Genomic DNA, 24,430 nt, shown 5'->3' on the forward strand with positions numbered 1-24,430 from the left:
TCGCCCCTGCAAGTCTTGTGGCCCGTCCTTGGGACTGGCCGGATGCTGCTTCTCTTTCCCGCGGGCATGACGGAAAAGCCCACGATTATAATGGCGGGTCCCGGGCTGGCACAAGCAAAGACTGGGGTTTTCGTCAAGATCGTTGCCGCAAATCGACTACCCGAGCAGCGTGGGCCACTTCGATAGCAGGGGCGAAAAAAAACCCAAGCTGGTTTAGCTTGGGTTTGAATCCACCAAAGGAGGAGGGTGGAGGAGACACTTGGAGATCGACGGTGGGACCTGCGGGCGGTGCGGAGGGCTTGGCCGGGAGGCTTCGCTTTCGCACTCTGGCGCGCTGTCAGCGCCGTCGTTCAATGATTGAAATTATACATGGGGTTTTCCCGGATGCAAGGGAAATTTGTAGTGCGAAATGCGATTTCGTATTGTGGCAAGAAAAAGCCTCTCCGCACACCCATAAAATCTTCTTAATATTCAAACACTTAAACCAAAAGTGCCAGTGTCGTCGAGTTGTCACATTAGAGGAAACCCTCAGATTTCCTAAGGATATCGGCAGCCGGCGGCCGAACTTGACGATGCCATATACTCAGAAATGCAAGATTCGGGGTCACGCGCTTGTGATCGCAATACCACAACAGAAACGACAGGAACGAACAAAATGGAATGCAAAGTAACTTGGATGGGCGTGGACGGCATGAGCTTCGTGGCCCAGACCGGCAGCGGCCATATCGTCGCGATGGACGGCGCTCCCGAGGGCGGTGGCCATAACCTTGCGCCGCGGCCGATGGAAATGGTGCTGGTCGGCACCGGCGGCTGCACGGCCTATGACGTGGTGCTGATCCTCAAGCGCGGCCGCCAGGAGGTAACCGGCTGCAGCGTGCAGCTTCAAGCCGACCGTGCCAGCGAGGACCCCAAGGTCTTCACCCGCATCAACTTCCATTTTGTGGTGACCGGCAAGAATCTCAACCCCGCCACGGTCGAGCGCGCCATCAAGCTGTCGCACGAGAAGTACTGCTCGGCGTCGATCATGCTGGCCAAGACGGCCGAGATCACGCACACGATGGAAATCGTCGAAGGCTGATGGAAGTTGGCCGGCCCGGTGTGCCGCGAAGGCGCCGGGTCATGCCGAAGACTGAAGCAAAGCAGGCCGATAAGCCGGATTCTGTGCGCACCGCCCGCCTTGCGGCCAGCGGCGCGTGACAACCATTCCTCTAGGCCGGCTGTTACCAGCCGGCTCCAGCTCCCTACCCGCAGGCTCAGCGGGCCGCTTCATCGCCTGCCTATTTGGGATTGCTCCAGGTGGAGGTTACCGCGTTTCACCCTTCCCGCCGGGCGAACCCGGCGGCAAGACTCGTCTCTGTGGCCCTATTCCGCACGTTGCCGTGGATGGCTGTTAGCCAACACCCTGCCCTGTGGAGTCCGGACTTTCCTCCCCCTGCACCTTGCGGTACAGGCAGCGGTTGCCTGGCCTGCTTTGCGGGCCGCAGTCTAACACCGATTCAATCGGGTTGCCGGCGTAAATCCCGCATGCGCCCGGGCCGGAACACCGTGGTGTCGGCATAGAAGTCAGGCGAGGCGTTGTCGTCACACCACCCCGGGATCCCCATGACAGGCAACGGAGCGAAGCAGCGGCCGCCGCGCAGCGTGCCGGCTGCGGCAGCGTCTTGCAGCGACAACGCCACCGCCTTGTCCAGCGCGCCATCCGCCACCAGCGGCAGCGTCCAGGCATGCGCGGTCACGGCTTTGTACGGCCGCACCAGCTTTTCCAGCAGTGCATGGCCGAACGGCACGACCCTGCAGGCGGCGGCCCACGCGTGCCGTTGGTCGACAAAGAGCTGCTGCCAGGCAAACCCTCGCAGCGCTTCGGCATGTTCGTCGTCTTCGCTCAGGAACAGCACCGCGTTCTCGTCGAACAGCGTGGCCGCGTCGCGTACGCCGCCGCGCGCGGTCCGTACACCTTCGCGCGCGATCACCGTGGCCTGGATCTGATTGAGCACGCGCTTGGCCTGGGGGAAATACAGCCAGACCAGGGCATTGAAGAAATCGTGGAGATTGTCGCGCGTCGGGACCTCGCCGGTGGCGTCGATATGCGCTTCGTAGGCGCTGCCCTCGGGCAAGGCCAGTTGCGGGACAAAGCGCAGCGGCAGGCCGCGCGCGTTCTGCAGGCCCATTGCGCCAGACTCTGCATCGAGCAGTGCCCGCAGGTCGGCCCCGCCCTGCACTGCCGCGGCCAGCGCCGCGCCGCGCGGGGCAAAGGGTTGGAACCATGGCCGGGACCAGTCGATCCCGGCCAGCGCGGCGGCGAAGGATTCGCCCGCCGCAGTTGCTCCGGCTGGCAATGCCGCAGCGGTCAGCGCGCTTTCCAGCGCAGTGTTTCACCACCGCGCAGCGGCACCAGCGTGGTGTCGCCGTACGGCAGTTCTGCCGGCAACTGCCAGTCTTCGCGCTCCAGCGTCAGCGTGCCGGTGTTGCGCGGCAGGCCGTAGAAGGCCGGGCCGTTGAAGCTGGCGAAGGCTTCCAGCTTGTCCAGCGCGCCGGCGGCGTCGAAGGCCTCGGCATACAGCTCCATCGCATGCAGCGCGGTGTAGCAGCCGGCGCAGCCGCAGGCGTGCTCCTTCAGGCCGCGCGCGTGCGGCGCGCTGTCGGTGCCGAGGAAGAAGCGCGGGTTGCCGGAGGTGGCGGCCGCGACCAGCGCCTCGCGATGGGTTTCGCGCTTGAGCACCGGCAGGCAGTAATAGTGCGGGCGGATGCCGCCGGTGAAGATCGCGTTGCGGTTGTACAGCAGGTGGTGGGCAGTAATGGTGGCGCCGACCGGGCCGCTGGCTTCCAGCACGTACTGGGCGGCGTCCTTGGTGGTGATGTGCTCGAACACTACTTTCAGTTCGGGCATGTCGCGGCGCAGCGGCGTCATCACCTGGTCGATGAACACGGCCTCGCGGTCGAAGATATCGATGGCCGGGTCGGTGACTTCGCCGTGCACCAGCAGCGGCAGGCCTTCGCGCTGCATCGCTTCCAGCGCGGCGTAGCAGCGGCGGATGTCGGTCACGCCGGCGTCGCTGTTGGTGGTGGCGCCCGCCGGGTACAGCTTGACGCCGTGCACGAAGCCGCTGGCCTTGGCCGCGACGATTTCCTCGGGGCTGGTGTTGTCGGTCAGGTACAGCGTCATCAGCGGCTCGAACTGCATGCCGGCCGGCAGCGCCGCCAGGATGCGGGCGCGGTAGGCCTGCGCCTGTTCCACCGTGGTCACGGGGGGCTTCAGGTTCGGCATGATGATCGCGCGCGCGAACTGGCGGGCGGTGTCGGGCAGTACGGCGGCGAGCGCCGCGCCATCGCGCAGGTGCAGGTGCCAGTCGTCCGGGCGGGTGATGGTGAGCTTCTGGGTCATGGCTTGCGTGGGCCCGCCGCGGGGGACGGCGGCGGGCACTTTTTCAGGATCAGAGAATCAGGATGGCGCGGTAATCGTTCACGTTGGTGCGCGTGGGTCCGGTGACAACCAGGTCGCCGATGGCATCGAACAGGCCCCAGGCGTCGTGCAGGTCGAGCTGGCGCTGGCCCGGCAGGCCGGCGGCTTCGGCACGAGCCAGCGTGGTCGGGTCGGCCAGCGCGCCGGCGTTGTCTTCCGAGCCATCGATGCCGTCGGTGTCGGCCGCGATCGCGTGCACGCCGGGCATGCCTGCCAGTTCGACCGCCAGCGACAGCAGAAACTCCGAGCAGCGCCCGCCGCGCGCCTTGCCCGCGCCGCCGCCGGCCGGCAAAGTGACCGTGCACTCACCTCCGGAAATCAGCGCCACGGGCGTGGCGAACGGCGCATTGTACGCGCGAATCTCGCGCACCAGCGCGGCATAGACCCGCGCCACTTCGCTCGCCTCACCCGTCACCGTGTCGCCCAGTACTACCGGCGTGATGCCCCGTTGGCGGAACAGCGCGGCAGCGGCTTCGAGGCTGCCGTGGGCGGTGGCGATCATGGCGTTGTCGACACGATCGAACAAGGGATCGCCAGGCTTGGGCGTCTCCGCCACTTCGCCACGCGCGCCGCGCTCCAGGTGCGACTGCACGCTGGCCGGCACCCGCGCGCCGTAGCGGCGCAGGATCTCCAGCGCGTCGTTGAAGGTGCTGGGATCGGCCACGGTCGGGCCCGAGGCGATCGCACTGGGATCGTCGCCCGCCACGTCCGAGACGATCAGCGTGGTCACCGGCGCCTGGCTGGCCTGCGCCAGCCGACCGCCCTGGATGCGCGAGATGTGCTTGCGCACGATGTTCATGTCGGTGATCGGCGCGCCACAGCGCAGCAATTCCCTGGTGGTCGCCTTCAGGTCGGCCATCGGGATACCCTCGGCCGGCAGCGACAGCAGGCTCGAGCCGCCGCCCGAGACCAGCACCAGCAGCCGGTCTTGCGGAGTCAGCGACTGCACCGCGGCCAGGATCTCCGCCGCGGCCTGCTCGCCCGACTCGTCCGGCACCGGGTGGCCGGCCTCGATCACGCGGATATGGCCGGTCGGCATGCCGTGCGCGTAGCGCGTGACCACCAGCCCTTCCAGCGTGGCCTTGCCGGCATAGGCGCGCTCGACCGCCGCGGCCATCGACGCCGCTGCCTTGCCCGCGCCCACCACCAGCGTGCGGCCACCGGCGTGCGGCGGCGGCAGGTGCTGCGCGACGATCTGCAGCGGATCGGCCGCCGCCACGGCGGCGTGGAAGGTCTCGAGCAGCAGTGCGCGGGCGTCCCCCGCGCACGCGGCGCTCACAGCGCCTCCGCGATGGCGCGGCCCAGGTCGGCCGTACCGGCCTTGCCGCCGATATCGCGCGTCAGCGGCGCGTGCTCCGGCCCGGCGGCCAGCACCTTCTCGATCGCGCCCAGCACGGCGGCGCCGGCCTCGTCATGGCCCAGGTGTTCGAGCATCATGGCGCCGCACCAGATCTGGCCGATCGGGTTGGCCACGCCGCGCCCGGCGATGTCCGGGGCCGAGCCGTGCACCGGCTCGAACAGGCTGGGGAAAGTGCGGTCCGGGTTGATATTGCCCGACGGTGCAATGCCGATGGTGCCGGTGCAGGCCGGCCCAAGGTCGGACAGGATGTCGCCGAACAGGTTGCTGGCGACCACCACGTCGAACCAGTCCGGATGCTGGACGAAATGGGCGGTCAGGATGTCGATGTGGTACTTGTCGACCTTCAGGCCGGGGTAGTTCGCAGCCATTGCCTCGACTCGCTCATCCCAGTACGGCATCGTGATCGAGATGCCGTTGGACTTGGTCGCCGATGTCAGGTGCTTTTTAGGCCGCTTCCGGGCCAGCTCGAAGGCGAACTTCAGGATGCGGTCGACGCCGGTGCGGCTCATCACCGTTTCCTGCACCACGATCTCGCGCTCGGTGCCGGGGAACATGCGGCCACCGATGCTGGAGTACTCGCCCTCGGTATTCTCGCGCACCACATAGAAATCGATGTCGCCAGGATTGCGGCCCGCGAGCGGGCTCCTGATGCCGGGCATCAGCCGCACCGGGCGCAGGTTGACGTACTGGTCGAACGAGCGGCGGAACTGCAGCAGCGAACCCCACAGCGAGACGTGGTCGGGCACCGCATCGGGCCAGCCGACCGCGCCGAAATAGATGGCGTCGTACTTGACCAGCGTGTCGAACCAGTCGTCAGGCAGCATCTTGCCGTGGCGGGCGTAGTAGTCGCAGCTGGAAAAATCGAAGTGATCCCACTGGAAGTCGATGCCGAAGCGGCGCGCCGCGGCGTCCATCACGCGTATGCCCTCGGGCATGACTTCCGTGCCGATTCCGTCTCCGGGAATCACGGCGATCTTGTATTGGCTCATCGTTCTCGGGATTGCTGGCAGGTATGGTGGCGCCATGGCTGGCGTCATTGGCACCGTACTGGAGCGCCCGCGGGTTGCTTGGCAGCGGCCCGGGCGCGCGGGATAATGTCTGCATTCTATTGCAAAGCGGCAGCCCGCTGCCGACCGGTGCCCCGATATGTGCCAGTTGCTAGGCATGAACTGCGCCACGCCGACCGACGTGACGTTCTCCTTCACCGGCTTCGCCGCCCGCGGCGGCGTGACCGACCACCACGCCGACGGCTTCGGTGTTGCCTTCTTTGAAGACAAGGCCTGCCGCCTGTTCATCGACAACCAGTCCGCCGGCACCTCGCCGGTGGCCGACCTGATCAAGCGCTACCCGATCAAGTCCAAGAACGTCATCTCGCATATCCGCAAGGCGACGCAGGGCACGGTGCTGCTGGAGAACTGCCACCCGTTCATGCGCGAGCTATGGGGCCGGCACTGGATCTTTGCCCACAACGGCGACCTGCTGAACTTTTCCCCGTTCCTGTCGGGCGTGTACCAGCCGGTGGGCGATACGGACAGCGAACTGGCCTTCTGCACGCTGATGCAGGGCCTGCGCAAGCGCTTCCCGGGCTCGCAACCGCCGCTGAATGAACTGGGCCATGCGCTGGCCGACATCACACGCGATATCACGCTGCATGGCGTGTTCAATTTCCTGCTGAGCAACGGCCAGGCCCTGTTTGCCCACTGCTCTACCCGCCTGTACTACATCGTGCGGGAGTGGCCGTTCTCGACCGCGCACCTGATCGATGCGGACCTGTCGATCGACTTTGCCCAGGTGACCACGCCCGACGACCGCGTTGCCGTGATCGCCACCGCCCCGCTGACCGACAACGAGAACTGGACCCAGTTCGCCCCGGGCGAGCTGATCATGTTCGAGCACGGGCGTCCGGTGATGACACTGACCGTGCCGATCCCGCCCGAAGTCCAGGCCAAGAACGCCGCCAATACAGCCTGTACCTGAGCGGCCTGCACCTGAGCCATCCGGCACACAAATGAAAAAGGGACGCCAAGGCGTCTAATGCCGTTCAGTTAAGGTCCTTTCTGAGGAACCGGACGGTGTAGCGCTTAGGCAGGGCTTTGACTTCACGGGGGCACTTACGCCCCCGTCGCTTTTGGACGATCGCCAACTGAAGTTTGGCGCGCATGCGCTGCAGGTGGGCCGGCAGCTTGCCTGGGGCCATGCCGGCTGCCCAGATCAACTCGCCCTGTATCAGGCGCAAGGCCAGCACAAAGCTCAAGTCGGTGGGCTCGGCGCGGGCCTCGAGCGCAGCCTTGGCCATCTCCAGACGCACCAGGTTGTACGCAATCAGTGCCCCCCAGATTTCCTGATGCACGCCCTCAGGCTGGCGGCTGCGCAAGGTCAGTTCGGCCCCGAGCATCGTCTGCTTCAGTTCAGTTAACAGCTCGACACCTTGTTTACAACCCCTGCAAAGAAAAATGCCGTTCAGACTTAACTGAACGGCATTACGCCAAGGCGTCCCTTTTTCATATGGCTGACAGTCCGCTCAGTGATGCAGGATCTTCGACAGGAACTGCCGCGCACGCTCCGAACGGGCTTCGATATTGCCGAAGAACTCCTCCTTGTCGGCGTCTTCGACGATCTTGCCCTGGTCCATGAAGATCACGCGGTTGGCCACCTTGCGCGCGAAACCCATTTCGTGGGTCACGCACATCATGGTCATGCCTTCCTGCGCCAGCTGCACCATCACGTCCAGCACTTCGTTGACCATCTCGGGGTCCAGCGCCGAGGTAGGTTCGTCGAACAGCATGCAGATCGGATCCATCGACAGCGCGCGCGCGATCGCCACGCGCTGCTGCTGGCCGCCCGACAGCTGGCCGGGGTACTTCTCAGCCTGGCTCTTCAGGCCCACGCGCTCGAGGTACTTCAGGCCCTTGGCCATCGCCTCGTCCTTCGAACGGCCAAGCACCTTCATCTGCGCGATGGTCAGGTTCTCGGTGATCGACAGGTGCGGGAACAGCTCGAAGTTCTGGAACACCATGCCCACGCGCGAACGCAGCTTGGGCAGGTTGGTCTTGGGATTGCCCACCGAGGTACCGTCGACCAGGATGTCGCCCTTCTGGAATGGCTCCAGCGCGTTGACGGTCTTGATCAGCGTGGACTTGCCCGAGCCCGACGGGCCGCACACCACCACCACTTCACCCTTGGCAACCTTGGTGGTGCAGTCGGTCAGCACCTGGAAGGAGCCGTACCACTTGGAAACATTGTTGATTTCGATCATACAGCCACCTTTTTCTGGTAACGCTTGACCAGCAGCGAAGCGGAGAAACAAATGATGAAGTACACCAGGCCGGCAAACAGCAGCAGCTCGACGATACGCCCGTCGCGCTCGCCGATGCCGTAGGCCTGGCCGAAGAAGTCAGCCAGCGCGCTCACGTACACCAGCGACGTATCCTGGAACAGGATGATGCCCTGGGTCAGCAGCAGCGGCACCATGTTGCGGAACGCCTGCGGCAGGATCACAAGCCGCATCGACTGCCCGTAGGTCATGCCCAGCGCCTGCGCCGCGAACATCTGCCCGCGCGACACGCTCTGGATCCCCGCGCGGATGATCTCTGAGTAGTATGCCGCCTCGAACAGCGCGAACGCCACCAGCGCCGAGGTCATGCGCAGGTCGGTCGCTGGCGACAGGTTGAAGATGCCCTGCAGCACCTGCGGGATGATCAGGAAGAACCACAACAGCACCATCACCAGCGGGATGGAGCGGAAGATGGTCACATACCCCTGTGCGAACCAGTTCAGCAGCCGGAATGACGACAGCCGCATCATCGCCAGGATGGTGCCCCAGATGATGCCCACTACCACCGCGGTGACGGTGATCTTGAGCGAGACCATCATGCCCTCGCCCAGCACGTGCAGCGTGCTCGGGTTGATCGAGGTGAAATCGAAGGAATAAGCCATGGCGCCCCCTTACTTGCCGCCGATGAAGCCGGGCACGCGCGTGCGGGCCTCGACCCAGCGCATCAGCAGCATCACCGTGACGTTGATCAGCGCGTACATCAGCGTGACCGCGATGAACGATTCATACGGGCGCGCGGTGTAGTCCACCAGCTGGCGCCCCTGCGCGGCCAGTTCCAGCAGGCCGATGGTCGATGCCACCGCCGAGTTCTTGAAGATATTCAGGAATTCGGAGGTCAGCGGCGGCACGATCACGCGGAACGCCATCGGCAGCAGCACGTGGCGGTACGTCTGCGGCAGCGTGAAGCCCATCGCCAGGCCCGCGTTCTTCTGCCCGCGCGCCAGCGAGTTGATGCCCGAGCGCACCTGCTCGCACACCCGCGCGGCGGTGAAGGTGCCCAGGCACAGCATCGCGGCCAGGAACTGCTGCGCGAAGGGGTTCATCTGCTTGATCGCCTCGCCGCCGGGCAGCAGCTCGGGCATAACGAAATACCAGATGAACAGCTGCACCAGCAGCGGGATGTTGCGGAAGATCTCGACGTAGGTGGCGGCAAAACCCGACAGCCACTTGTTGGGCGCGGTGCGCAGCACGCCAAGCACCGAGCCGATGGCCAGGGCAATGACCCAGGACGAAAGCCCCAGCGCGAGCGTGACCTTGAGACCCGAGATCATCCAGTCCAGGTAGGTCTCGTTCTGGGCGGCCTGTTCGAGGAAAACTCCCCAATGCCAGTTGTAGTTCATGTTGCGTCCTCAAAAAGAAACGGAAGGACATGCCTTCCGTTTCGCACTGCTGTCCCGATCAGATCAGTCCAGCGCCTTGTCGTTCGGCGCCTTGATCAGGGCCTTCATGTCGTCGGACAGCGGGAAGTCCAGGTTCAGGCCCTTGGGCGGAACCGGTTGCATGAACCACTTGGTGTACAGCGTGTTGACCGAACCGTCCTTCATCATGCCGGAGATCACGGTGTCGGACAGCTTCTTGAACTGCGGGTCGTCCTTGCGGATCATGCAGCCATACGACTCGCGCGACTGCGCCTTGCCCACCACGATCCAGTCGGCCGGGTTCTTGGCCTTGGCGCGCTCGCCATACAGCAGCGCGTCGTCCATCATGAATGCCACCGCGCGGCCCGATTCCAGCGTCAGGAACGACTGGCCGTGGTCCTTGGTGCTGATGATGTTCAGGCCCAGCTTCTGGTCGTCGTTCATCTTGCGCAGCAGGCGCTCCGACGTGGTGCCGGCGGTGGTGACGACGTTCTTGCCCTTCAGGTCGGCCCAGTCCTTGATGCCGGCATCCTTCTTCACCATGATGCGCGTGCCGATGATGAAGATGGAGTTGGTGAAGGCGACCTGCTTCTGGCGTTCCAGGTTATTGGTGGTCGAACCGCACTCCATGTCGATGGTGCCGTTCTGCAGCAGCGGGATGCGGTTCTGCGAGGTGATCGGGATTTCCTTGACCTGCAGGTTCGGCAGCTTCAGCTGGTCCTTGATGGCTTCCACGATCTTCATATTGATATCGTAGGAATAGCCGACCTGGCGCACGCCGCCCAGGTTGTAATTAAACGGAATCGACGACTCGCGCACGCCAAGCGTAATCACGCCGGTATCTTTGATCTTCTTCAGCGTGCCCGTCAGTTGTTCGGCTGCCTGGGCCGTTCCGCACATCACGCCGGCGGCAATCATCAGGGAAGCCAACTTGGCAAAATTCATAACATCTCCTTGACCATAGAAGAGAAAGCGGGATTCTAGAGACCAAACCCCCTCTGGTGAAACAGTATTGCGCAGCATCCGCCGCAATACAACTGGGTTTTCTCCTAGAACCCTTATTCAGGGCAATCGGTGCGCACGTCGTCTGGATACGACAACGCGGTCTCCGGCGCTTGCCGGAGACCGCGTCTGGCGGTCATGAACCTTGGGAACCGGATCGGTTGCTGCATCGCACCATGCCAGTGCCACGCGCCTCGTTCCGGTTCACCGGTGCCCTGCGATCAGGGATACAGGCCGCGCATTTCGCGCGCCTGCAGGATCCGCGAGCAGGCCACGATGAACGCCGCCGTGCGCAACGTTACCTTGTTGTCCTGCGCCACCTGCCAGATTGCGCGGAACGCCTCTTGCATGATTCGTACCAGGCGCTGGTTGATTTCCTCTTCGGTCCAGAAGAACGAGGAGAAATCCTGCACCCATTCGAAGTAGGAAACGGTCACCCCGCCGGCGTTGGCGATCACGTCCGGCGCCACCAGGATATTGCGCTCGCGCAGGATATCGTCGGCTTCCGGGGTGGTCGGGCCGTTGGCGCCCTCGATCACCAGGCGCGCCTTGATCAGCGGCGCGTTCCTGGCGGTGATCTGGCCTTCCAGCGCGGCCGGGATCAGGATGTCGCAGTCGACTTCCCAGAACTGCTCGGTACGCAGGACTTCGCCGCGGAAGCCCTCGATGGTGCCGCTGTGCGCCGCGTACTCCATCATCGCCGGCACGTCCAGGCCGGCCGGGTCGAACAGCGTGGTGCGGTGGTCCTGCACCGCCACCACCTTGGCGCCGGCCTCATGGAACAGCTTGGCGGCCACGGCGCCCACGTTGCCGAAGCCCTGCACGGCGACGCTCGCGCCCTTGATTTCCAGGCCGATATTGCGCGCGGCCTCCGAGCCCACCACGAACACACCGCGGCCGGTCGCCTCGTGGCGGCCCAGCGAGCCGCCCAGCGAGATCGGCTTGCCGGTCACCACGCCGGTGGAGGTGCTGCCCGAGTTCATCGAGTAGGTGTCCATCATCCATGCCATCACCTGGGCGTTGGTGTTGACGTCCGGCGCCGGGATGTCCTTGCTCGGCCCGATGATGATGTTGATTTCGCTGGTGTAGCGGCGCGTCAGGCGCTCCAGCTCGGCGTGCGACAGCGTGCGCGGGTCGACGCGGATGCCACCCTTGGCACCGCCGTAGGGCACGTTCACCGCGGCGTTCTTCACCGACATCCATGCCGACAGCGCCATCACTTCCGACAGCGTCACGTCCTGGTGGAAACGCACGCCGCCCTTGCCCGGGCCGCGCGACAGGTTGTGCTGTACGCGATAGCCCTCGAAGTGGGCGATGGTGCCATTGTCCAGTTCGATGGGAACGTCGACGACCAGCGCGCGCTTGGGGCGCTTCAGGGTTTCGACCCAGCGTGCCAGCGAGCCCAGGTAGGGCGTGACACGGTCGACTTGCTGCAGGTAGATGCCCCAGGGGCCGAGGTTGTCGGCGTTGAGGTAGGACGGGAGTGCGTGCTTTTGGCCAGCAATGTTGGTCGGCGCTGCGGAAGACATCGGTTGGTTCCGGGGTGGAGGATGGCCGCAAGCTTAGGCTTGGCGGCCCGCCGGAATCCAATGCCGTTTGCTCATCCGGTTATGCAAGACTCGCATAACCTTTGAGGATGACTTATCAACGTTGTGTTCCGGTGCGTGTCAGCCTTCCGACAAGGTCGACCACACCTGGTCCACCAGCTGCCGCTTGCGCCGTGCCCCCGCACCGCGCCGCTCGCCGCCGTTCTCCCCCGGTTTCTCGCGATACAAGCGTATCTCCATGTCGATCGACAACGGCAAGCCGCGCGCCGACTCCGCCCGCACCAGCTTGCCCTGCGCCACCTCCTCGCGCACCGCGCTCTCCGGCAGGAACGCCATGCCGTGGCCGGACAGCGCCATGACCTTGAGCGCCTCGGCCATGTCGGTCTCGTAGCATTTGTCGAGCTTGAGCGCTTCGGCGGTATCCGACAGCAGCAGGTCGACCATGCGCCCGAGGAAGGCATTGGGGGTGTAGCTCAGGAACGGCACCGGTTTCTTGTCGGTCCCGGGCAGCCGGAACTGCGGCTTGCCGGCGGCATCCGGCACGCTGTACGGCGACAGCCGCTCGGTACCGAGCACCAGCATGTCGTACCGCGCCGGATCGAGCTGGATGGCCTGGCGCGCATGGTGGTAGACCATCACCAGGTCGCAGCCGCCCTCGACCAGCATCAGCACCGCATCATGGACGTTGAGCGCGCGCAGCCGGCACGGCAGCGTGCCGATCTTGCGTTCCAGCGCCTTGAGCCATTCCGGGAAGAACGTAAGCGACAGCGTATGCGGCACCGCGAACTCCAGCACCTGCGCGTTGGCCGAGCGCTGCCCGCGCATCAGCGCGCGCGTTTCGCTGACCTGCGCCAGCATGGCCAGCGCCTGCTCGTAGAACACCTTGCCGGCAGACGTCAGGCTGGTGGGGTAGCTGGAGCGGTCGATCAGTTCGGTCCCGACCCATGCCTCCAGCGACTGGATGCGCCGGGAGAAAGCGGGCTGCGTCACGTGGCGCAGCTCGGCCGAGCGCGAGAAGCTGTGCGTCTCGGCCAGGCTGACGAAGTCTTCAAGCCATTTGATTTCCATGACGCAGGATTATCCACCAGCGGCACGGGCGCCGTCACGTGGCTTCGCCGGCCTGCCGGCGCTACGCTTGCGTCGTTACGCGTCCTGCGTGGCGTCGCCCACGTCCACCGCAAGGGCGTCCGCGCTGCGCTCCGCCTCGCCACCCTTTGCCGCCGCGCGGGCCTGGATGTCCCACATCTCCGCATAGCGGCCGCGCGCGCGCATCAGTTCGGCATGCGTGCCGCGCTCGACCACGCGGCCGTGGTCCATCACCAGGATCTGGTCGGCATGCACCACGGTGGAAAGGCGGTGCGCGATCAGCAGCGTGGTGCGGTTCTGCGCCAGCCGCATCAGCTCGGCCTGGATCGCCTGCTCGGTGCGTGAATCGAGCGCGGAGGTGGCTTCATCGAAGACCAGTACCGGCGGATTCTTCAGCAGCGTGCGCGCGATCGCCACGCGCTGCTTCTCGCCGCCGGACAGCTTCAGGCCGCGCTCGCCCACCGGCGTGTCGTAGCCCTGCGGCAGCTCGCGGATAAATGTGTCGATCTGCGCCGCCTGCGCCGCGGCGATGACTTCCTCGCGCGTCGCGTCCGGGCGCCCGTAGGCGATGTTGTAATAGATGCTGTCGTTGAACAGCACCGTGTCCTGCGGCACGATGCCGATGGCGCGGCGCAGGCTGTCCTGCGTGATCGCGCGGATGTCCTGGCCGTCAATCTCGATCGCGCCGCTGTTGGCGTCATAGAAGCGGAACAGCAGCCGCGCCAGCGTCGACTTGCCCGAGCCGCTGTGGCCGACCACCGCGGTGGTGGTGCCTGCCGCGATATTGAAATCGACGCCGTCCAGGATCGTGCGGTCCGGCTCGTAGCCGAAGCGCACGTCGCGGAACCGCACCTGCGCGCCGTTGACCGTGAGCGGTTGCGCGCCGGGCGAATCCGCCACTTCCTGGTGCGTGCCCAGCAGCACGAACATCCGGTCCATGTCGGTGGTGGCCTGCTTGATCTCGCGGTAGATCACGCCGAGGAAGTTCAGCGGGATATAGAGCTGGATCATCAGCGTGTTGACCAGCACCAGGTCGCCCAGCGTCAGCTTGCCGTCGACCACGCCCACGGTGGCGCGCCACAGGATCAGGATCAGCCCAGCGGCGATGATGACCTGCTGGCCGAAGTTCAGGAACGACAGCGAATTCTGCGAGCGGATCGCCGCGGCGCGGTAATTGAGCAGGTTCTCGTCGTAGCGCCGGGCTTCGTATTCCTCATTGCCGAAGTACTTGACGGTCTCGAAGTTCAGCAGCGAATCGATCGCCTTCTGGTTGGCGCGCGAATCCAGCTCGTTCATCTTGCGGCGGAAGTGCGTGCGCCATTCCGTCACGACGATGGTGAAGACGATATAGCTGACCAGCGCGCAGCCGGTGATCGCCGCAAACCAGATGTCGTAGTGCAGGATGAAGAAGCCAATCACCAGCCCCATCTCCACCAGCGTGGGCAGGATGCTGTACAGCGAGTACGAGATCAGCGACTGGATGCCGCGCGTGCCGCGCTCGATGTCGCGGCTCATGCCGCCGGTCTGCCGGTCCAGGTGGAAGCGCAGCGACAGCGCATGCAGGTGGCGAAACACCTGCAGCGCGATCTCGCGCACGGCGCTCTGCGTGACCTTGGAAAAGAGGATCTCCCGCAACTCGGTGAACAGCGTCGCCGACAGCCGCAACATGCCGTAGGCGACGATCAGCCCGACCGGCACCACCAGCAGCGCGCGCGGGTCGCCCGCGGTGATATTCATGCTGTCGATCAGGCGCTTCATCAGCACCGGCACGCCCAGGTTGGCCACCTTGGCCGCCACCAGGCACGCGAGCGCCAGCATCACGCGCCACTTGTAGTGCCAGACATAGGGCAGCAGGTTGCGGACAGTCTGCCAGTCGCTGCGGGGGGCGCGCTGGCCGGGGAAGAGCTTGACCGAGGCAGGGTCGGGGGCCTGCTCGGCGGTCGTGGAATAGCGGCGCATACGTTAGAATCCGGGCCAATGCGCGATTGTCGCAGGAATCGCATTGCGCGGCAGGCGAAGGGTTTTTCGCCGCGGCCCGCGCCCCCCTTCAGAAGTCCACCCGCATACCGTCATGAACGCTCCCCATACCGTCCCCGCCCTGCCCGCCGGCAAGAACCCCGCGCTGCGCGTGGTGCCGATGCCTGCCGACGCCAACGTGCACGGCGACGTATTCGGCGGCTGGATCATGGCGCAGGTGGATATTGCGGGGTCGATCCCGGCGGTCGAACGCGCGCAAGGCCGTGTCGCGACCGTGGCGGTCAATTCCTTCCTGTTCAAGCACCCGGTGTTCGTCGGCGACCTGGTGAGTTTCTACGCCGATATCGTCAAGACCGGGCGTACCTCGATCACCGTTGCGGTGGAGGTCTATGCGCAGCGGATGCGGCATAGCAATGAGATCGTCAAGGTGACGGAGGCGACGTTGACGTATGTGGCGACGGATGAGTCGCGGCAGCCGCGGGTGTTGCCGACGGCTTGAAGGCAACGACCGTCGCGGGTTTTCTCCCCTCTCCCGCAAGCGGGAGGGGAGAAAGAATGGGGTAGAGGAAAGTCCCTCGGCCCCTCACTCGAACTTCGTAAAATCCGGCTTCCGCTTCTCAAAGAACGCGCTGAACGCCTCCTTCGCCTCCGGCGCCACCAGCATGCGCCGGAACACCTCGCCCTCGTCGGCCATCTGTTTTTCCACTTCGGCCACCGCGCCCGACTTCATCAAACGCTTGGTCTCGCGCAGCGACGAAGCCGGCAGCGCCGCCAGCTTGCGCGCCTGCTGCAGCGCGAAGTCGTGCAGTTCCGCCACGGGCAGCACGCGCGTCACCAGGCCGATGTCCAGCGCTTCCTGCGCGCTGAAGGCCTCGCCCAGCATCAGCTTCTCCGCGGCGCGCTGGTAGCCGACCAGGCGCGGCAGCAGCAGGCTCGAGGCCGCCTCGGGGCACAGTCCCAGCTGCACGAACGGCAGCGACAGCCTGGCTGTCTCCGACGCATAGACGAAGTCGCAATGCAGCAGCATGGTGGTGCCCACGCCGACCGCCGCGCCGCTGACCGCCGCAACGACAGGCTTGCTGGCATGGCTGATCTGGTACAGGAACTGGAACACCGGCGCCTGTTCCGCGCCCTCGCCTGCAGTCGGCGGGCGTTGCATGAAATCTTCCAGGTCATTGCCGGCGGTAAAGATCTCGGGCTTGCCGCGCAGCAGGATCACGCGCACATTGCGATCGGTCTCGGCCGCGCGCAGTGCGTCGGCCAGCGCCTGGTACATCGCCGCGGTGATGGCGTTTTTCTTGTCGATGCGGTCGAACTCGAGCGTCAGGATGCCCTGCTCGATGCGGGTAAGGATGCTCATGATCTCCTCGTTTTTTGGTGGCTGTGGCAATCAGACGCGCTCGAAGATCCCTGCGGCGCCCATGCCCGTGCCGACGCACATGGTTACCATGCCGTACTTCAGGTTATGGCGGCGCAGCGCATGCACCACCGTGGCGGAGCGGATCGCACCGGTGGCACCCAGCGGGTGGCCCAGCGCGATCGCGCCGCCCATGCGGTTGACCCTGGCGGGATCGAGATCCAGGTCGCGCATCACGGCCAGCGATTGCGCGGCGAACGCTTCGTTCAGCTCGATCCAGTCGATCTGGTCCTGCGTCAGGCCCGCCGCCTTCAGCGCGGCCGGGATCGCTTCCTTCGGGCCGATGCCCATGATCTCGGGCGGAACGCCGCGCACCGCGAACGAGACGAAGCGCGCCAGCGGCACCAGGTTGAACTGCTTGAGGATCTTCTCCGAAACCAGGATCAGCGCGCCGGCGCCGTCCGAGGTCTGCGAGCTGTTGCCGGCGGTGACGCTGCCCTTGTTGGCAAACACGGGGCGCAGCTTGCCGAGGCCTTCCAGCGTGGTGTCAGGACGCGGACCTTCGTCGAGCGAGATGGTCCGCGTCTTCACGCTGACCTGGCCGCTGGCGAGGTCGGGGAAGCGCTCGACGATCTCGATCGGCGTGATCTCGTCCTTGAACTCGCCGGCCTGCTGCGCCGCGATGGCCTTCTGGTGCGAAGCGAGCGAGAACGCATCCTGGTCCTCGCGGCTGACCTTCCACTGCTGCGCCACCTTCTCGGCGGTCAGGCCCATGCCATAGGCAATGCCCACGTTCTCGTCGCGCGTAAAGATGTCCGGCGACATCGACGGCGAGTTGCCCATCATCGGCACCATGCTCATCGACTCGATGCCGGCGGCGATCATCGCGTCGGACTCGCCCACGCGGATGCGGTCGGCCGCCATCGCCACGGCGCTCACACCCGAGGCGCAGAAGCGGTTCACGGTGATGCCGCCCACGGTATTGGGCAGGCCCGACAGCAGCGCGCCGATGCGGGCCACGTTCAGGCCCTGCTGCGCTTCGGGGATCGCGCAGCCGACGATGGCGTCCTCGATCAGCTTCGGGTCCAGGTCCGGCACCTGAGCCACCGCGGCCTTCAGGATGGTGGCCAGCAGGTCGTCCGGGCGCGTGTTCTTGAACGCGCCCTTGGGCGCCTTGCCGATCGGCGAGCGGGTGGCCGCAACGATATATGCGTCTTGCAGTTGTTTCATGATGTCCGTTCCTCGCTTGCCTGATTAGTTGCGCACCGGCTTGCCGGTCTGCAGCATGCCCATGATGCGCTCCTGCGTCTTGCCGGTTCCCAGCAGGTCGATGAAGGCCTTGCGCTCCAGCGTCAGCAGCCAGTCTTCGCTGACCGGCGAGCCGGCCTCGACGTCGCCGCCGCACACCACGTCGGCGATGCGGGAGGCGATCAGGAAGTCATGCGCGGAGATAAAGCCGCCGTCGCGCATATTGACCAGCGATGCCTTGATGGTGGCGATGCCCGAGCGGCCAGCCACCGGCACCAGCGCCGGCAGCGGCGCGCGGTATCCGGCATCGGCCAGCGCGCGCACTTCATTCTGCGCCACGTGCAGCAGCTCGTGCACGTTGAAGACGATCCTGTCTGACGGCTGCAGGTAGCCCATCTGGCGCGCTTCCAGCGCCGATGCGGATACCTTGGCCATCGCCGCGCTCTGGAAGCGGCTGGTCAGGAATTGCAGGTAGTTGGTGCTGCCCGCTGCCTGGGCGGCGCGTGCTGCGGCCAGCGAAGCTTCCTTCAGGCCACCGCCGGCGGGCACCAGGCCCACGCCGACTTCGACCAGGCCGATGTACGTTTCCAGCGCAGCCACGCGTGCCGCCGAATGCAGCATCAGCTCGCAACCGCCGCCCAGCGCGATGCCGGACGCCGCCGACACCACCGGCACCGACGCGTACTTCACGCGCATCATGCCGTCCTGGAACTTCTTCACGAACGGCTCGATGCCCTTGGCGCCGCCCATCATGAAGGCCGGCATCGCCGCCTCCAGGTTGGCGCCCGCCGAGAACGGGCCGCCCGGCGCGCCGAGTTGCAGCGAAGTCGGCTGCCACACCACCAGGCCCTTGTACTGCGCTTCGGCGAGGTCGATGGCGCGGGTCAGGCCGTCGATCACGTCCGGGCCGATGGTGTTCATCTTGCTCTTGAACGAGACCACCAGCACGTCGTCCTGGCCTTCGCTGACCCAGATGCGCACGGCGTCGTTCTCCTCGACGGTGCGGCCCGCCTTGCGCGGATCGGCGGCGGCATCGCCCTTCAGCGCGGCACGGAACGCCTGGCGCTGGTACACCGGCAGCGTGCTGCGCGCGACGAACGACTGCGTCGCCGGCGACCACGAACCTTCGGCGGCATGCACGCCCTGGCGCTCGGCGACGGGGCCTTCAAAGACCCATGCCGGCAGCGGCGCGGCCGACAGCGCCTTGCCGCTTTCCACGTCTTCCTTCACCCACTCGGCCACCTGCTTCCAGCCGGCCGACTGCCAGTCCTCGAACGGCCCGGAGTTCCAGCCGAAGCCCCAGCGGATCGCCAGGTCGATATCGGCGGCCGAGCCGGCGATCTGCTCCAGGTACACGGCGATGTAGTGGAACACGTCGCGGAACACCGCCCACAGGAACTGCGCCTGCGGGTTGGTCGACTCGCGCAGCAGCCTGATGCGCTCGGCCGGTTCCTTCTTCAGCATGCGCACCACGATCTCGTCGGCCTTCTTGCCCGACTCGACATACTGGCCGGTCTTGGCGTCCAGCACCTTGATGGCCTTGCCTTCCTTCTTGTAGAAGCCGGCGCCGGTCTTCTGGCCCAGCGCGCCAGCATCGACCAGGCCCTTGAGCACGGCCGGCGTCTTGTACACCGGCGCGAACGGGTCGTCGTGCAAATTGTCCTGCATGGTCTTGATCACGTGCGCCATGGTGTCCAGGCCGACCACGTCCGCGGTACGGAAGGTGGCGGACTTGGCGCGGCCCAGCTTGGAGCCGGTCAGGTCGTCGACCACGTCGAACGGAATGCCGAATTTCTCGGCCTCGGCGAACACCGCCAGGATCGAAAAGATGCCGACGCGGTTGGCGATGAAGTTGGGCGTGTCCTTGGCGCGCACCACGCCCTTGCCGAGCGTGGTGGTCAGGAAGGCTTCCAGCTTGTCGAGGATCTCAGGCTGCGTGGTCGCGGTCGGGATCAGCTCGACCAGGTGCATGTAGCGCGGCGGGTTGAAGAAGTGGACGCCGCAGAAGCGCGACTTCAGGTTGTCCGCATTTTCCCCGCCTAACCCGTCGGACAGCGCGGTGATCGACAGGCCCGAGGTGTTGGTGGCGAAAATCGCATGCGAGGCCAGGTGCGGCGCGACCTTCTTGTACAGGTCATGCTTCCAGTCCATGCGCTCTGCGATCGCCTCGATCACCAGGTCGCACTCCTTGAGCAGCGCGATGTCGTCTTCGTAGTTGGCCGCCTGGATCAGGCCGGCTTCGTCCTTGATGCCCAGCGGCGCGGGCGACAGCTTCTTCAGGTTCTCGATGGCACGCAGGGCGATGCCGTTCTTCGTGACCGGGGAAGCGGACGGGGCCCCTCCCCCGTCCTTGTCCTTCGCGGGAAGGTCGAACAGCACCACGGGCACGCGCGCGTTGATCAGGTGGGCGGCGATCTGCGCCCCCATGACGCCGGCACCCAGCACGGCGACTTTCTTGACGATGAAATTGGACATGCTCGCTCCTGGATTAGTGAGCGTTGAGGTGAGAGTTTTTGCGGGCTCTTGCGTTGGCGGTCGGCGTTCTCTCCTCTCCCGCGAGCGGGAGAGGGGAGCAGACCGGCGGCATGGAAAGCCGCCTCAACGAATCAGAACAAATCCGCGTCCAGCGCCATCAGCGAAGCCGAACCCGCGCGCGCCTTGCGGATCTCGCCGGCGGTTTCAGGCAGCAGCTTGGCAAAGTAGAAGCGCGCCGTAGCCAGCTTGGCGGTGTAGAATCTGTCGCCGCTGGCTTCCTTCTCCAGCGCGATCTTGGCCATCCGCGCCCAGAAGTACGAGAACACCAGGTGGCCCACCACGCGCAGGTATGGCACCGCGGCAGCGCCTACCTCGTCGGCGTTGCCCATCGCCTTCATGCCGATTTCCATGGTCAGCTTCTGCACCTTGTCGCCCAGGTCGGCCAGCGGGTTGACGAACTCCTGCATGGCTTCGTTGGTGCCCTCTGCTTCCACGAACTCTTGCACGATCTTGCCGAAGGCCTTCATCTTGGCGCCCATGTCGCCCAGGATCTTGCGGCCCAGCAGGTCCAGCGACTGGATCGTGTTGGTGCCTTCGTAGATCATGTTGATGCGGGCGTCGCGCACGTATTGCTCCATGCCCCATTCGGAGATGTAGCCGTGGCCACCGAACACCTGCATGCCTTCGTTGGTCGAGGTGAAGGCGTTGTCGGTCAGGAAGGCCTTGATCACCGGCGTCAGCAGCGCGACCAGGTCGCCGGCCTGCTTGCGCACGGCTTCGTCCGGGTGCGACAGTTCGCGGTCGATCTGCAGCGCGGTCCAGTAGCTGAAGGCGCGACCGCCTTCGGCGTAGGCGCGCTGGGTCAGCAGCATGCGGCGCACGTCGGGGTGCACGATGATCGGGTCGGCGGCCTTTTCCGGCGCCTTCGGGCCGGTCAGCGCGCGCATCTGCAGGCGGTCCTTGGCGTAGGCGACCGAGTTCTGGTACGCCACCTCGGTCAGGCCCAGGCCCTGCGCGCCCACGCCCAGGCGCGCGGCGTTCATCATCACGAACATGGCGTTCAGGCCCTTGTTGGCCTCGCCCACCAGCCAGCCGCGCGCGCCGTCCAGGTTCATCACGCAGGTGGCGTTGCCGTGGATGCCCATCTTGTGCTCGATCGAGCCGCACTGGATGCCGTTGCGCTCGCCCGGGTTGCCGCTGGCATCGGGGATGAACTTGGGCACCACGAACAGCGAGATGCCCTTGGTGCCGCCGGGCGCGTCCGGCAGGCGGGCCAGCACCAGGTGGATGATGTTTTCGGCCAGGTCGTGCTCGCCGGCGGAGATGAAGATCTTGGTGCCGGTGATCAGATAGGAGCCGTCGGCCTGCGGCTCGGCCCTGGTGCGCAGGATGCCCAGGTCGGTGCCGCAATGCGGCTCGGTCAGGCACATGGTGCCGGTCCAGACGCCGGACACCAGCTTGGGCAGGTAGGCCTGCTGCAACTCCGGCGTGCCGTGCGCATGCAGCGCCTCATAGGCGCCGTGCGACAGGCCCGGGTACATGGTCCACGCCTGGTTGGCCGAGTTCAGCATCTCGTAGACCACGTTGTTGACCACGATCGGCAGGCCCTGGCCACCGAAGGCCGGGTCGCACGCCAGCGCCGGCCAGCCGGCCTCGACGTACTGCTGGTAGGCCTCCTTGAAGCCGGTGGGGGCCTTGACCACGCCGTCGCCGACATAGGTGCAGCCCTCGCGGTCGCCCACCTGGTTGAGCGGGAACACCACGTCCGAGCAGAACTTGCCGGCTTCCTCGATGACCTGGTTGATGGTGTCCGCGTCGATGTCCGCGTGCGGCGGCATCGCCTTGAGTTCGGCTTCGGCGCCGAGCAGTTCATGGAGCACGAACTGCATGTCGCGCAACGGTGCGGTGTACTGGCCCATCAGAGACTCCTTGGAGTTATACGATGCCGCCACGCCGCCCGCCTCGCTTGTCGCGATCCGGTCCGACCCGACGGCCTCAGGTACGGTAAGACTGAATCAGTTTGTTGAGCGCGACCATGGCAAGCTCGGCACTGTCAGGCAGGCGCAGGAAACGGGCGTCATGATGCAAGCCTAGTTCAAGGCTATACATCTCGAACAGCATCAGGCGCGGATCGCAATCCGCGCGCAAATGGCCCTCTTCCTTGGCCTGGTCGATGGCGCGATTCAGCGCTGCCCGCCAGATGGTGACGCTCTTGACCAGCTCGTCACGCACCAGGCTGCCGGTACGGTCGTCGTACTCCACGGCGCCGCTGATGTAGATACACCCAGTCGTCACTTCCTGGATGCGCTTCTCCATCCAGCGCCGCACCATCGACCACAGCCGGGGCAGTCCGCGCGGCTCCTGCAGCGAAGGGTAGAACACCTCCTGCTCGAACCTGCGGTGATACTCCCGCACCACCTCCACCTGCAGGTCTTCGCGCGAACCGAAGTGCGCGAAGACGCCGCTCTTGCTCATCTGCATCCGTTCCGCGAGCAGGCCGATGGTCAGACCCTCAAGCCCGTCGCGGGACGACAGTTCCAGTGCGGCATCCAGAATTGCCACGCGCGTCATTTCACCCTTGCGCATGGGCGCGGGGGAGGCGGCGGCGGATTCGAGACGGGCTGACTGGTGTCGCATGTTATTTCTCCGTTCTGCAAAGGCCCTGCTGCGGCCTGTGCGTATGACCCTGACGTTGCATTTTGTTTGCGGAAGCTGGCGAATTTGCCGCTGCATACCGCGAATGCACGCAGTCTAAGCCAAAAAAGAACGGTCGTTCAGATTATTCTGGCGCAGCAGTCGACCTTCAAGCTTTTAATTAGACCCGTGTTTCTAAATGGGCCGCAATGCAGCATGCCCGTCACGCAAGGCGACGCAACGGCTCGCAAGCCGTGCGTTGCCGCATGGCAGCAAACGGACAGTGGCAACCGTTTCAGTAGCGCCCCGTGACGCCGGCGATGATCACGCCGAGCCGCAGCAGCATGTACGCGGTCCAGTTCGCCAGCCGGTGCAGCGGCGAGCGCCGTGCATGGGCTTCCGGCATGACGCGCACGCTGCGGTGCGCAATGGCGCTTTCCAGCGCCGTGCGCAGTTCCGCGGCAAAGGCAGCATCATAAACGGCCACGTTGGCTTCGCGCGCCAGCAGCAGGCTGAACGGGTCCATATTGCTCGAACCCACGGTGGCCCACGCTTCGTCGACCACGCCGACCTTGGCGTGCAGGAAGCTCTCTGCGTACTCGTAGATCTCCACGCCGGCTTCCAGCAGGGAGGCATAGAGCGCGTGCGTGGCGTAGTGCTGCAGCCGGTATTCGACCATGCCCTGCAGCAGCAGCCGCACGCGCACGCCGCGCGCGCGGCAGGCCAGCAGCGCGCGGCGCATCTTGTGGCCGGGCAGGAAGTAGGCGTTGGCCAGGATCACATCATGGCGCGCGGCGCCGAGCGCGCGCAGGTATTCGCGCTCGATGGTGCGGCGGTTGCGCAGGTTGTCGCGCAGCAGCAGCGCGGCCCGCACGCCGCCGGTGGGCTCGGCACGGGGTGGCAGGTCGGTCAGCAGCGGGTAGTCGGCCACCGCTGCGGCGCGGCCGCTGCCGTACGTGTCGCGCAGCGCCAGGCGCCACCAGAGCCGTTCGGCGGTCAGCGCGATGCGGTCCACCAGCGGGCCGCTGACCTGCACCGCGAAGTCGTAGCGCGGTCCCAGGTTGGTGCCTTCGAACGGGCCGTGGTTGAGGTCGTCGATGATGTTGATGCCTCCGACGAAGGCCACCTGCCCGTCGATCACCGCCAGCTTGCGGTGCAGCCGGCGCAGGTGGCGCCGGGCCAGCCGGAAGCCGTGCAGCTTGCGGTAGACGCGCAGCTGTACGCCGCCACCGCTCAGGCGCTCGGCCATGGCGGCGGGCATGTCGCCGGCGCCGAAGCCGTCGACGGTGACGCGAACCGAGACGCCGCGCGCGGCGGCACGTACCAGCGCTTCGCTGACGGCGCGGCCAATGTCGTCGTCGGCATAGATGTAGGTTTCCAGCACTACCTGGAAAGCGGCCTGGTCGATCGCTTCGATCAGCGCGGGAAAGAAGTCCTGGCCGCCGTGCAGCAGGCGCACGGTGTTGCCGCTGGTCGGCTTGCCGCGGCGCCATGTCCAGCGCAGCATGCGATGGCGTTGCCCGTCGGCAGTGTTTTCGGCAGTGCCAGCGGCGGTCACATGCGGCCGCTCGGAGTGGGATATCCGTGACATG

General features: G+C 65.6%; 20 protein-coding genes, 1 other RNA gene and 1 pseudogene. 3 read left to right on the forward strand and 19 right to left on the reverse strand.

From position 1 onward, the window contains the following. Positions 1-655: 655 nt before the first annotated feature. The gene (locus ACAD63_RS19790; protein ID WP_133093723.1) at positions 656-1,078 is read left to right on the forward strand and encodes an OsmC family protein; all 423 of its coding nucleotides are present in this window, start codon (positions 656-658) and stop codon (positions 1,076-1,078) included. Positions 1,079-1,132: 54 nt separating this feature from the next. Here ACAD63_RS19790 and rnpB read toward each other — a convergent pair. The 5 genes from rnpB to ACAD63_RS19815 all read right to left on the reverse strand — a co-directional run bounded on the left by rnpB (position 1,133) and on the right by ACAD63_RS19815 (position 5,809). Then, positions 1,133-1,473: RNase P RNA component class A (rnpB, locus tag ACAD63_RS19795), an RNA gene on the reverse strand. 23 nt (positions 1,474-1,496) lie between these two features. Beyond that, entirely contained in the window at positions 1,497-2,336 is an 840-nt protein-coding gene (locus ACAD63_RS19800) for a DUF3025 domain-containing protein (RefSeq protein ID WP_135704452.1), read from the reverse strand. 11 nt (positions 2,337-2,347) lie between these two features. After that, positions 2,348-3,382: a dihydroorotase gene (gene pyrC / locus ACAD63_RS19805; protein ID WP_135704451.1), complete on the reverse strand. Its 1,035-nt coding sequence runs from the start codon at positions 3,380-3,382 to the stop codon at positions 2,348-2,350. A gap of 49 nt (positions 3,383-3,431) precedes the next feature. Continuing rightward, on the reverse strand, positions 3,432-4,739 hold the full coding sequence (locus ACAD63_RS19810; protein WP_135704449.1) for a glycerate kinase type-2 family protein: 1,308 nt from the start codon (positions 4,737-4,739) through the stop codon (positions 3,432-3,434). After that, on the reverse strand, positions 4,736-5,809 hold the full coding sequence (locus ACAD63_RS19815; RefSeq protein WP_434033191.1) for a tartrate dehydrogenase: 1,074 nt from the start codon (positions 5,807-5,809) through the stop codon (positions 4,736-4,738). The genes ACAD63_RS19810 and ACAD63_RS19815 overlap by 4 nt, the downstream gene beginning before the upstream one ends. A 157-nt stretch (positions 5,810-5,966) precedes the next feature. Here ACAD63_RS19815 and ACAD63_RS19820 point away from each other — a divergent pair, with 157 nt between their 5' ends. Further along, entirely contained in the window at positions 5,967-6,797 is an 831-nt protein-coding gene (locus ACAD63_RS19820) for a class II glutamine amidotransferase (RefSeq protein ID WP_135704445.1), read from the forward strand. A gap of 64 nt (positions 6,798-6,861) precedes the next feature. On the opposite strand, the pseudogene ACAD63_RS19825 reads toward ACAD63_RS19820, so the two are convergent. From ACAD63_RS19825 to ACAD63_RS19860, 8 genes and pseudogenes are all read right to left on the reverse strand, one after another. Next, positions 6,862-7,230: pseudogene (locus ACAD63_RS19825) on the reverse strand (IS4 family transposase); the annotation flags it as partial. Positions 7,231-7,341: 111 nt separating this feature from the next. Beyond that, complete coding sequence (locus ACAD63_RS19830; protein WP_029048544.1) at positions 7,342-8,076, reverse strand: amino acid ABC transporter ATP-binding protein; 735 nt, start codon at positions 8,074-8,076, stop codon at positions 7,342-7,344. Then, complete coding sequence (gene gltK / locus ACAD63_RS19835) at positions 8,073-8,756, reverse strand: glutamate/aspartate ABC transporter permease GltK (protein ID WP_133093718.1); 684 nt, start codon at positions 8,754-8,756, stop codon at positions 8,073-8,075. Before gltK ends, ACAD63_RS19830 begins: the two co-directional genes overlap by 4 nt. A gap of 9 nt (positions 8,757-8,765) precedes the next feature. Beyond that, positions 8,766-9,494 (reverse strand): amino acid ABC transporter permease, encoded by a 729-nt coding sequence (locus ACAD63_RS19840; protein ID WP_133093717.1) that lies wholly within the window; start codon positions 9,492-9,494, stop codon positions 8,766-8,768. Between the two features lie 63 nt (positions 9,495-9,557). Beyond that, positions 9,558-10,457 carry a glutamate/aspartate ABC transporter substrate-binding protein gene (locus tag ACAD63_RS19845; RefSeq protein ID WP_133093716.1) on the reverse strand — a complete coding sequence of 300 codons (900 nt, stop codon included), beginning with the start codon at positions 10,455-10,457 and terminating at the stop codon, positions 9,558-9,560. A gap of 278 nt (positions 10,458-10,735) precedes the next feature. Further along, positions 10,736-12,043, reverse strand: a complete 1,308-nt coding sequence (locus ACAD63_RS19850) for a Glu/Leu/Phe/Val family dehydrogenase (RefSeq protein ID WP_133093715.1) — start codon at positions 12,041-12,043, stop codon at positions 10,736-10,738. 138 nt (positions 12,044-12,181) lie between these two features. Beyond that, positions 12,182-13,129 carry a LysR substrate-binding domain-containing protein gene (locus ACAD63_RS19855; protein WP_133093714.1) on the reverse strand — a complete coding sequence of 316 codons (948 nt, stop codon included), beginning with the start codon at positions 13,127-13,129 and terminating at the stop codon, positions 12,182-12,184. A gap of 75 nt (positions 13,130-13,204) precedes the next feature. Beyond that, entirely contained in the window at positions 13,205-15,106 is a 1,902-nt protein-coding gene (locus tag ACAD63_RS19860) for an ABCB family ABC transporter ATP-binding protein/permease (RefSeq protein WP_434033192.1), read from the reverse strand. A gap of 112 nt (positions 15,107-15,218) precedes the next feature. Between ACAD63_RS19860 and ACAD63_RS19865 the strand changes: the two genes are divergently transcribed. Continuing rightward, entirely contained in the window at positions 15,219-15,623 is a 405-nt protein-coding gene (locus tag ACAD63_RS19865) for an acyl-CoA thioesterase (protein ID WP_025583457.1), read from the forward strand. Between the two features lie 84 nt (positions 15,624-15,707). Here the strand turns inward: ACAD63_RS19865 and ACAD63_RS19870 are convergent, their stop codons facing one another. From ACAD63_RS19870 to clsB, 6 genes are all read right to left on the reverse strand, one after another. Continuing rightward, positions 15,708-16,484, reverse strand: a complete 777-nt coding sequence (locus tag ACAD63_RS19870) for an enoyl-CoA hydratase (protein ID WP_195430586.1) — start codon at positions 16,482-16,484, stop codon at positions 15,708-15,710. 30 nt (positions 16,485-16,514) lie between these two features. After that, positions 16,515-17,714: an acetyl-CoA C-acyltransferase gene (locus ACAD63_RS19875; RefSeq protein WP_434034027.1), complete on the reverse strand. Its 1,200-nt coding sequence runs from the start codon at positions 17,712-17,714 to the stop codon at positions 16,515-16,517. Positions 17,715-17,735: 21 nt separating this feature from the next. Continuing rightward, on the reverse strand, positions 17,736-20,204 hold the full coding sequence (locus ACAD63_RS19880; RefSeq protein WP_434033193.1) for a 3-hydroxyacyl-CoA dehydrogenase/enoyl-CoA hydratase family protein: 2,469 nt from the start codon (positions 20,202-20,204) through the stop codon (positions 17,736-17,738). A 131-nt stretch (positions 20,205-20,335) separates the two neighbouring features. After that, positions 20,336-22,123: an acyl-CoA dehydrogenase C-terminal domain-containing protein gene (locus ACAD63_RS19885; RefSeq protein ID WP_434033194.1), complete on the reverse strand. Its 1,788-nt coding sequence runs from the start codon at positions 22,121-22,123 to the stop codon at positions 20,336-20,338. A 76-nt stretch (positions 22,124-22,199) separates the two neighbouring features. Beyond that, positions 22,200-22,790, reverse strand: coding sequence for a TetR/AcrR family transcriptional regulator (locus ACAD63_RS19890; protein ID WP_063236773.1), 591 nt, complete (start codon positions 22,788-22,790; stop codon positions 22,200-22,202). Between the two features lie 343 nt (positions 22,791-23,133). Continuing rightward, entirely contained in the window at positions 23,134-24,429 is a 1,296-nt protein-coding gene (gene clsB, locus ACAD63_RS19895; RefSeq protein ID WP_431189899.1) for a cardiolipin synthase ClsB, read from the reverse strand. Position 24,430 lies beyond the last annotated feature (1 nt).

This window comes from Cupriavidus sp. a3 (assembly GCF_051015765.1).
In the GTDB taxonomy this organism is placed as follows: Bacteria; Pseudomonadota; Gammaproteobacteria; order Burkholderiales; family Burkholderiaceae; genus Cupriavidus; species Cupriavidus oxalaticus_A.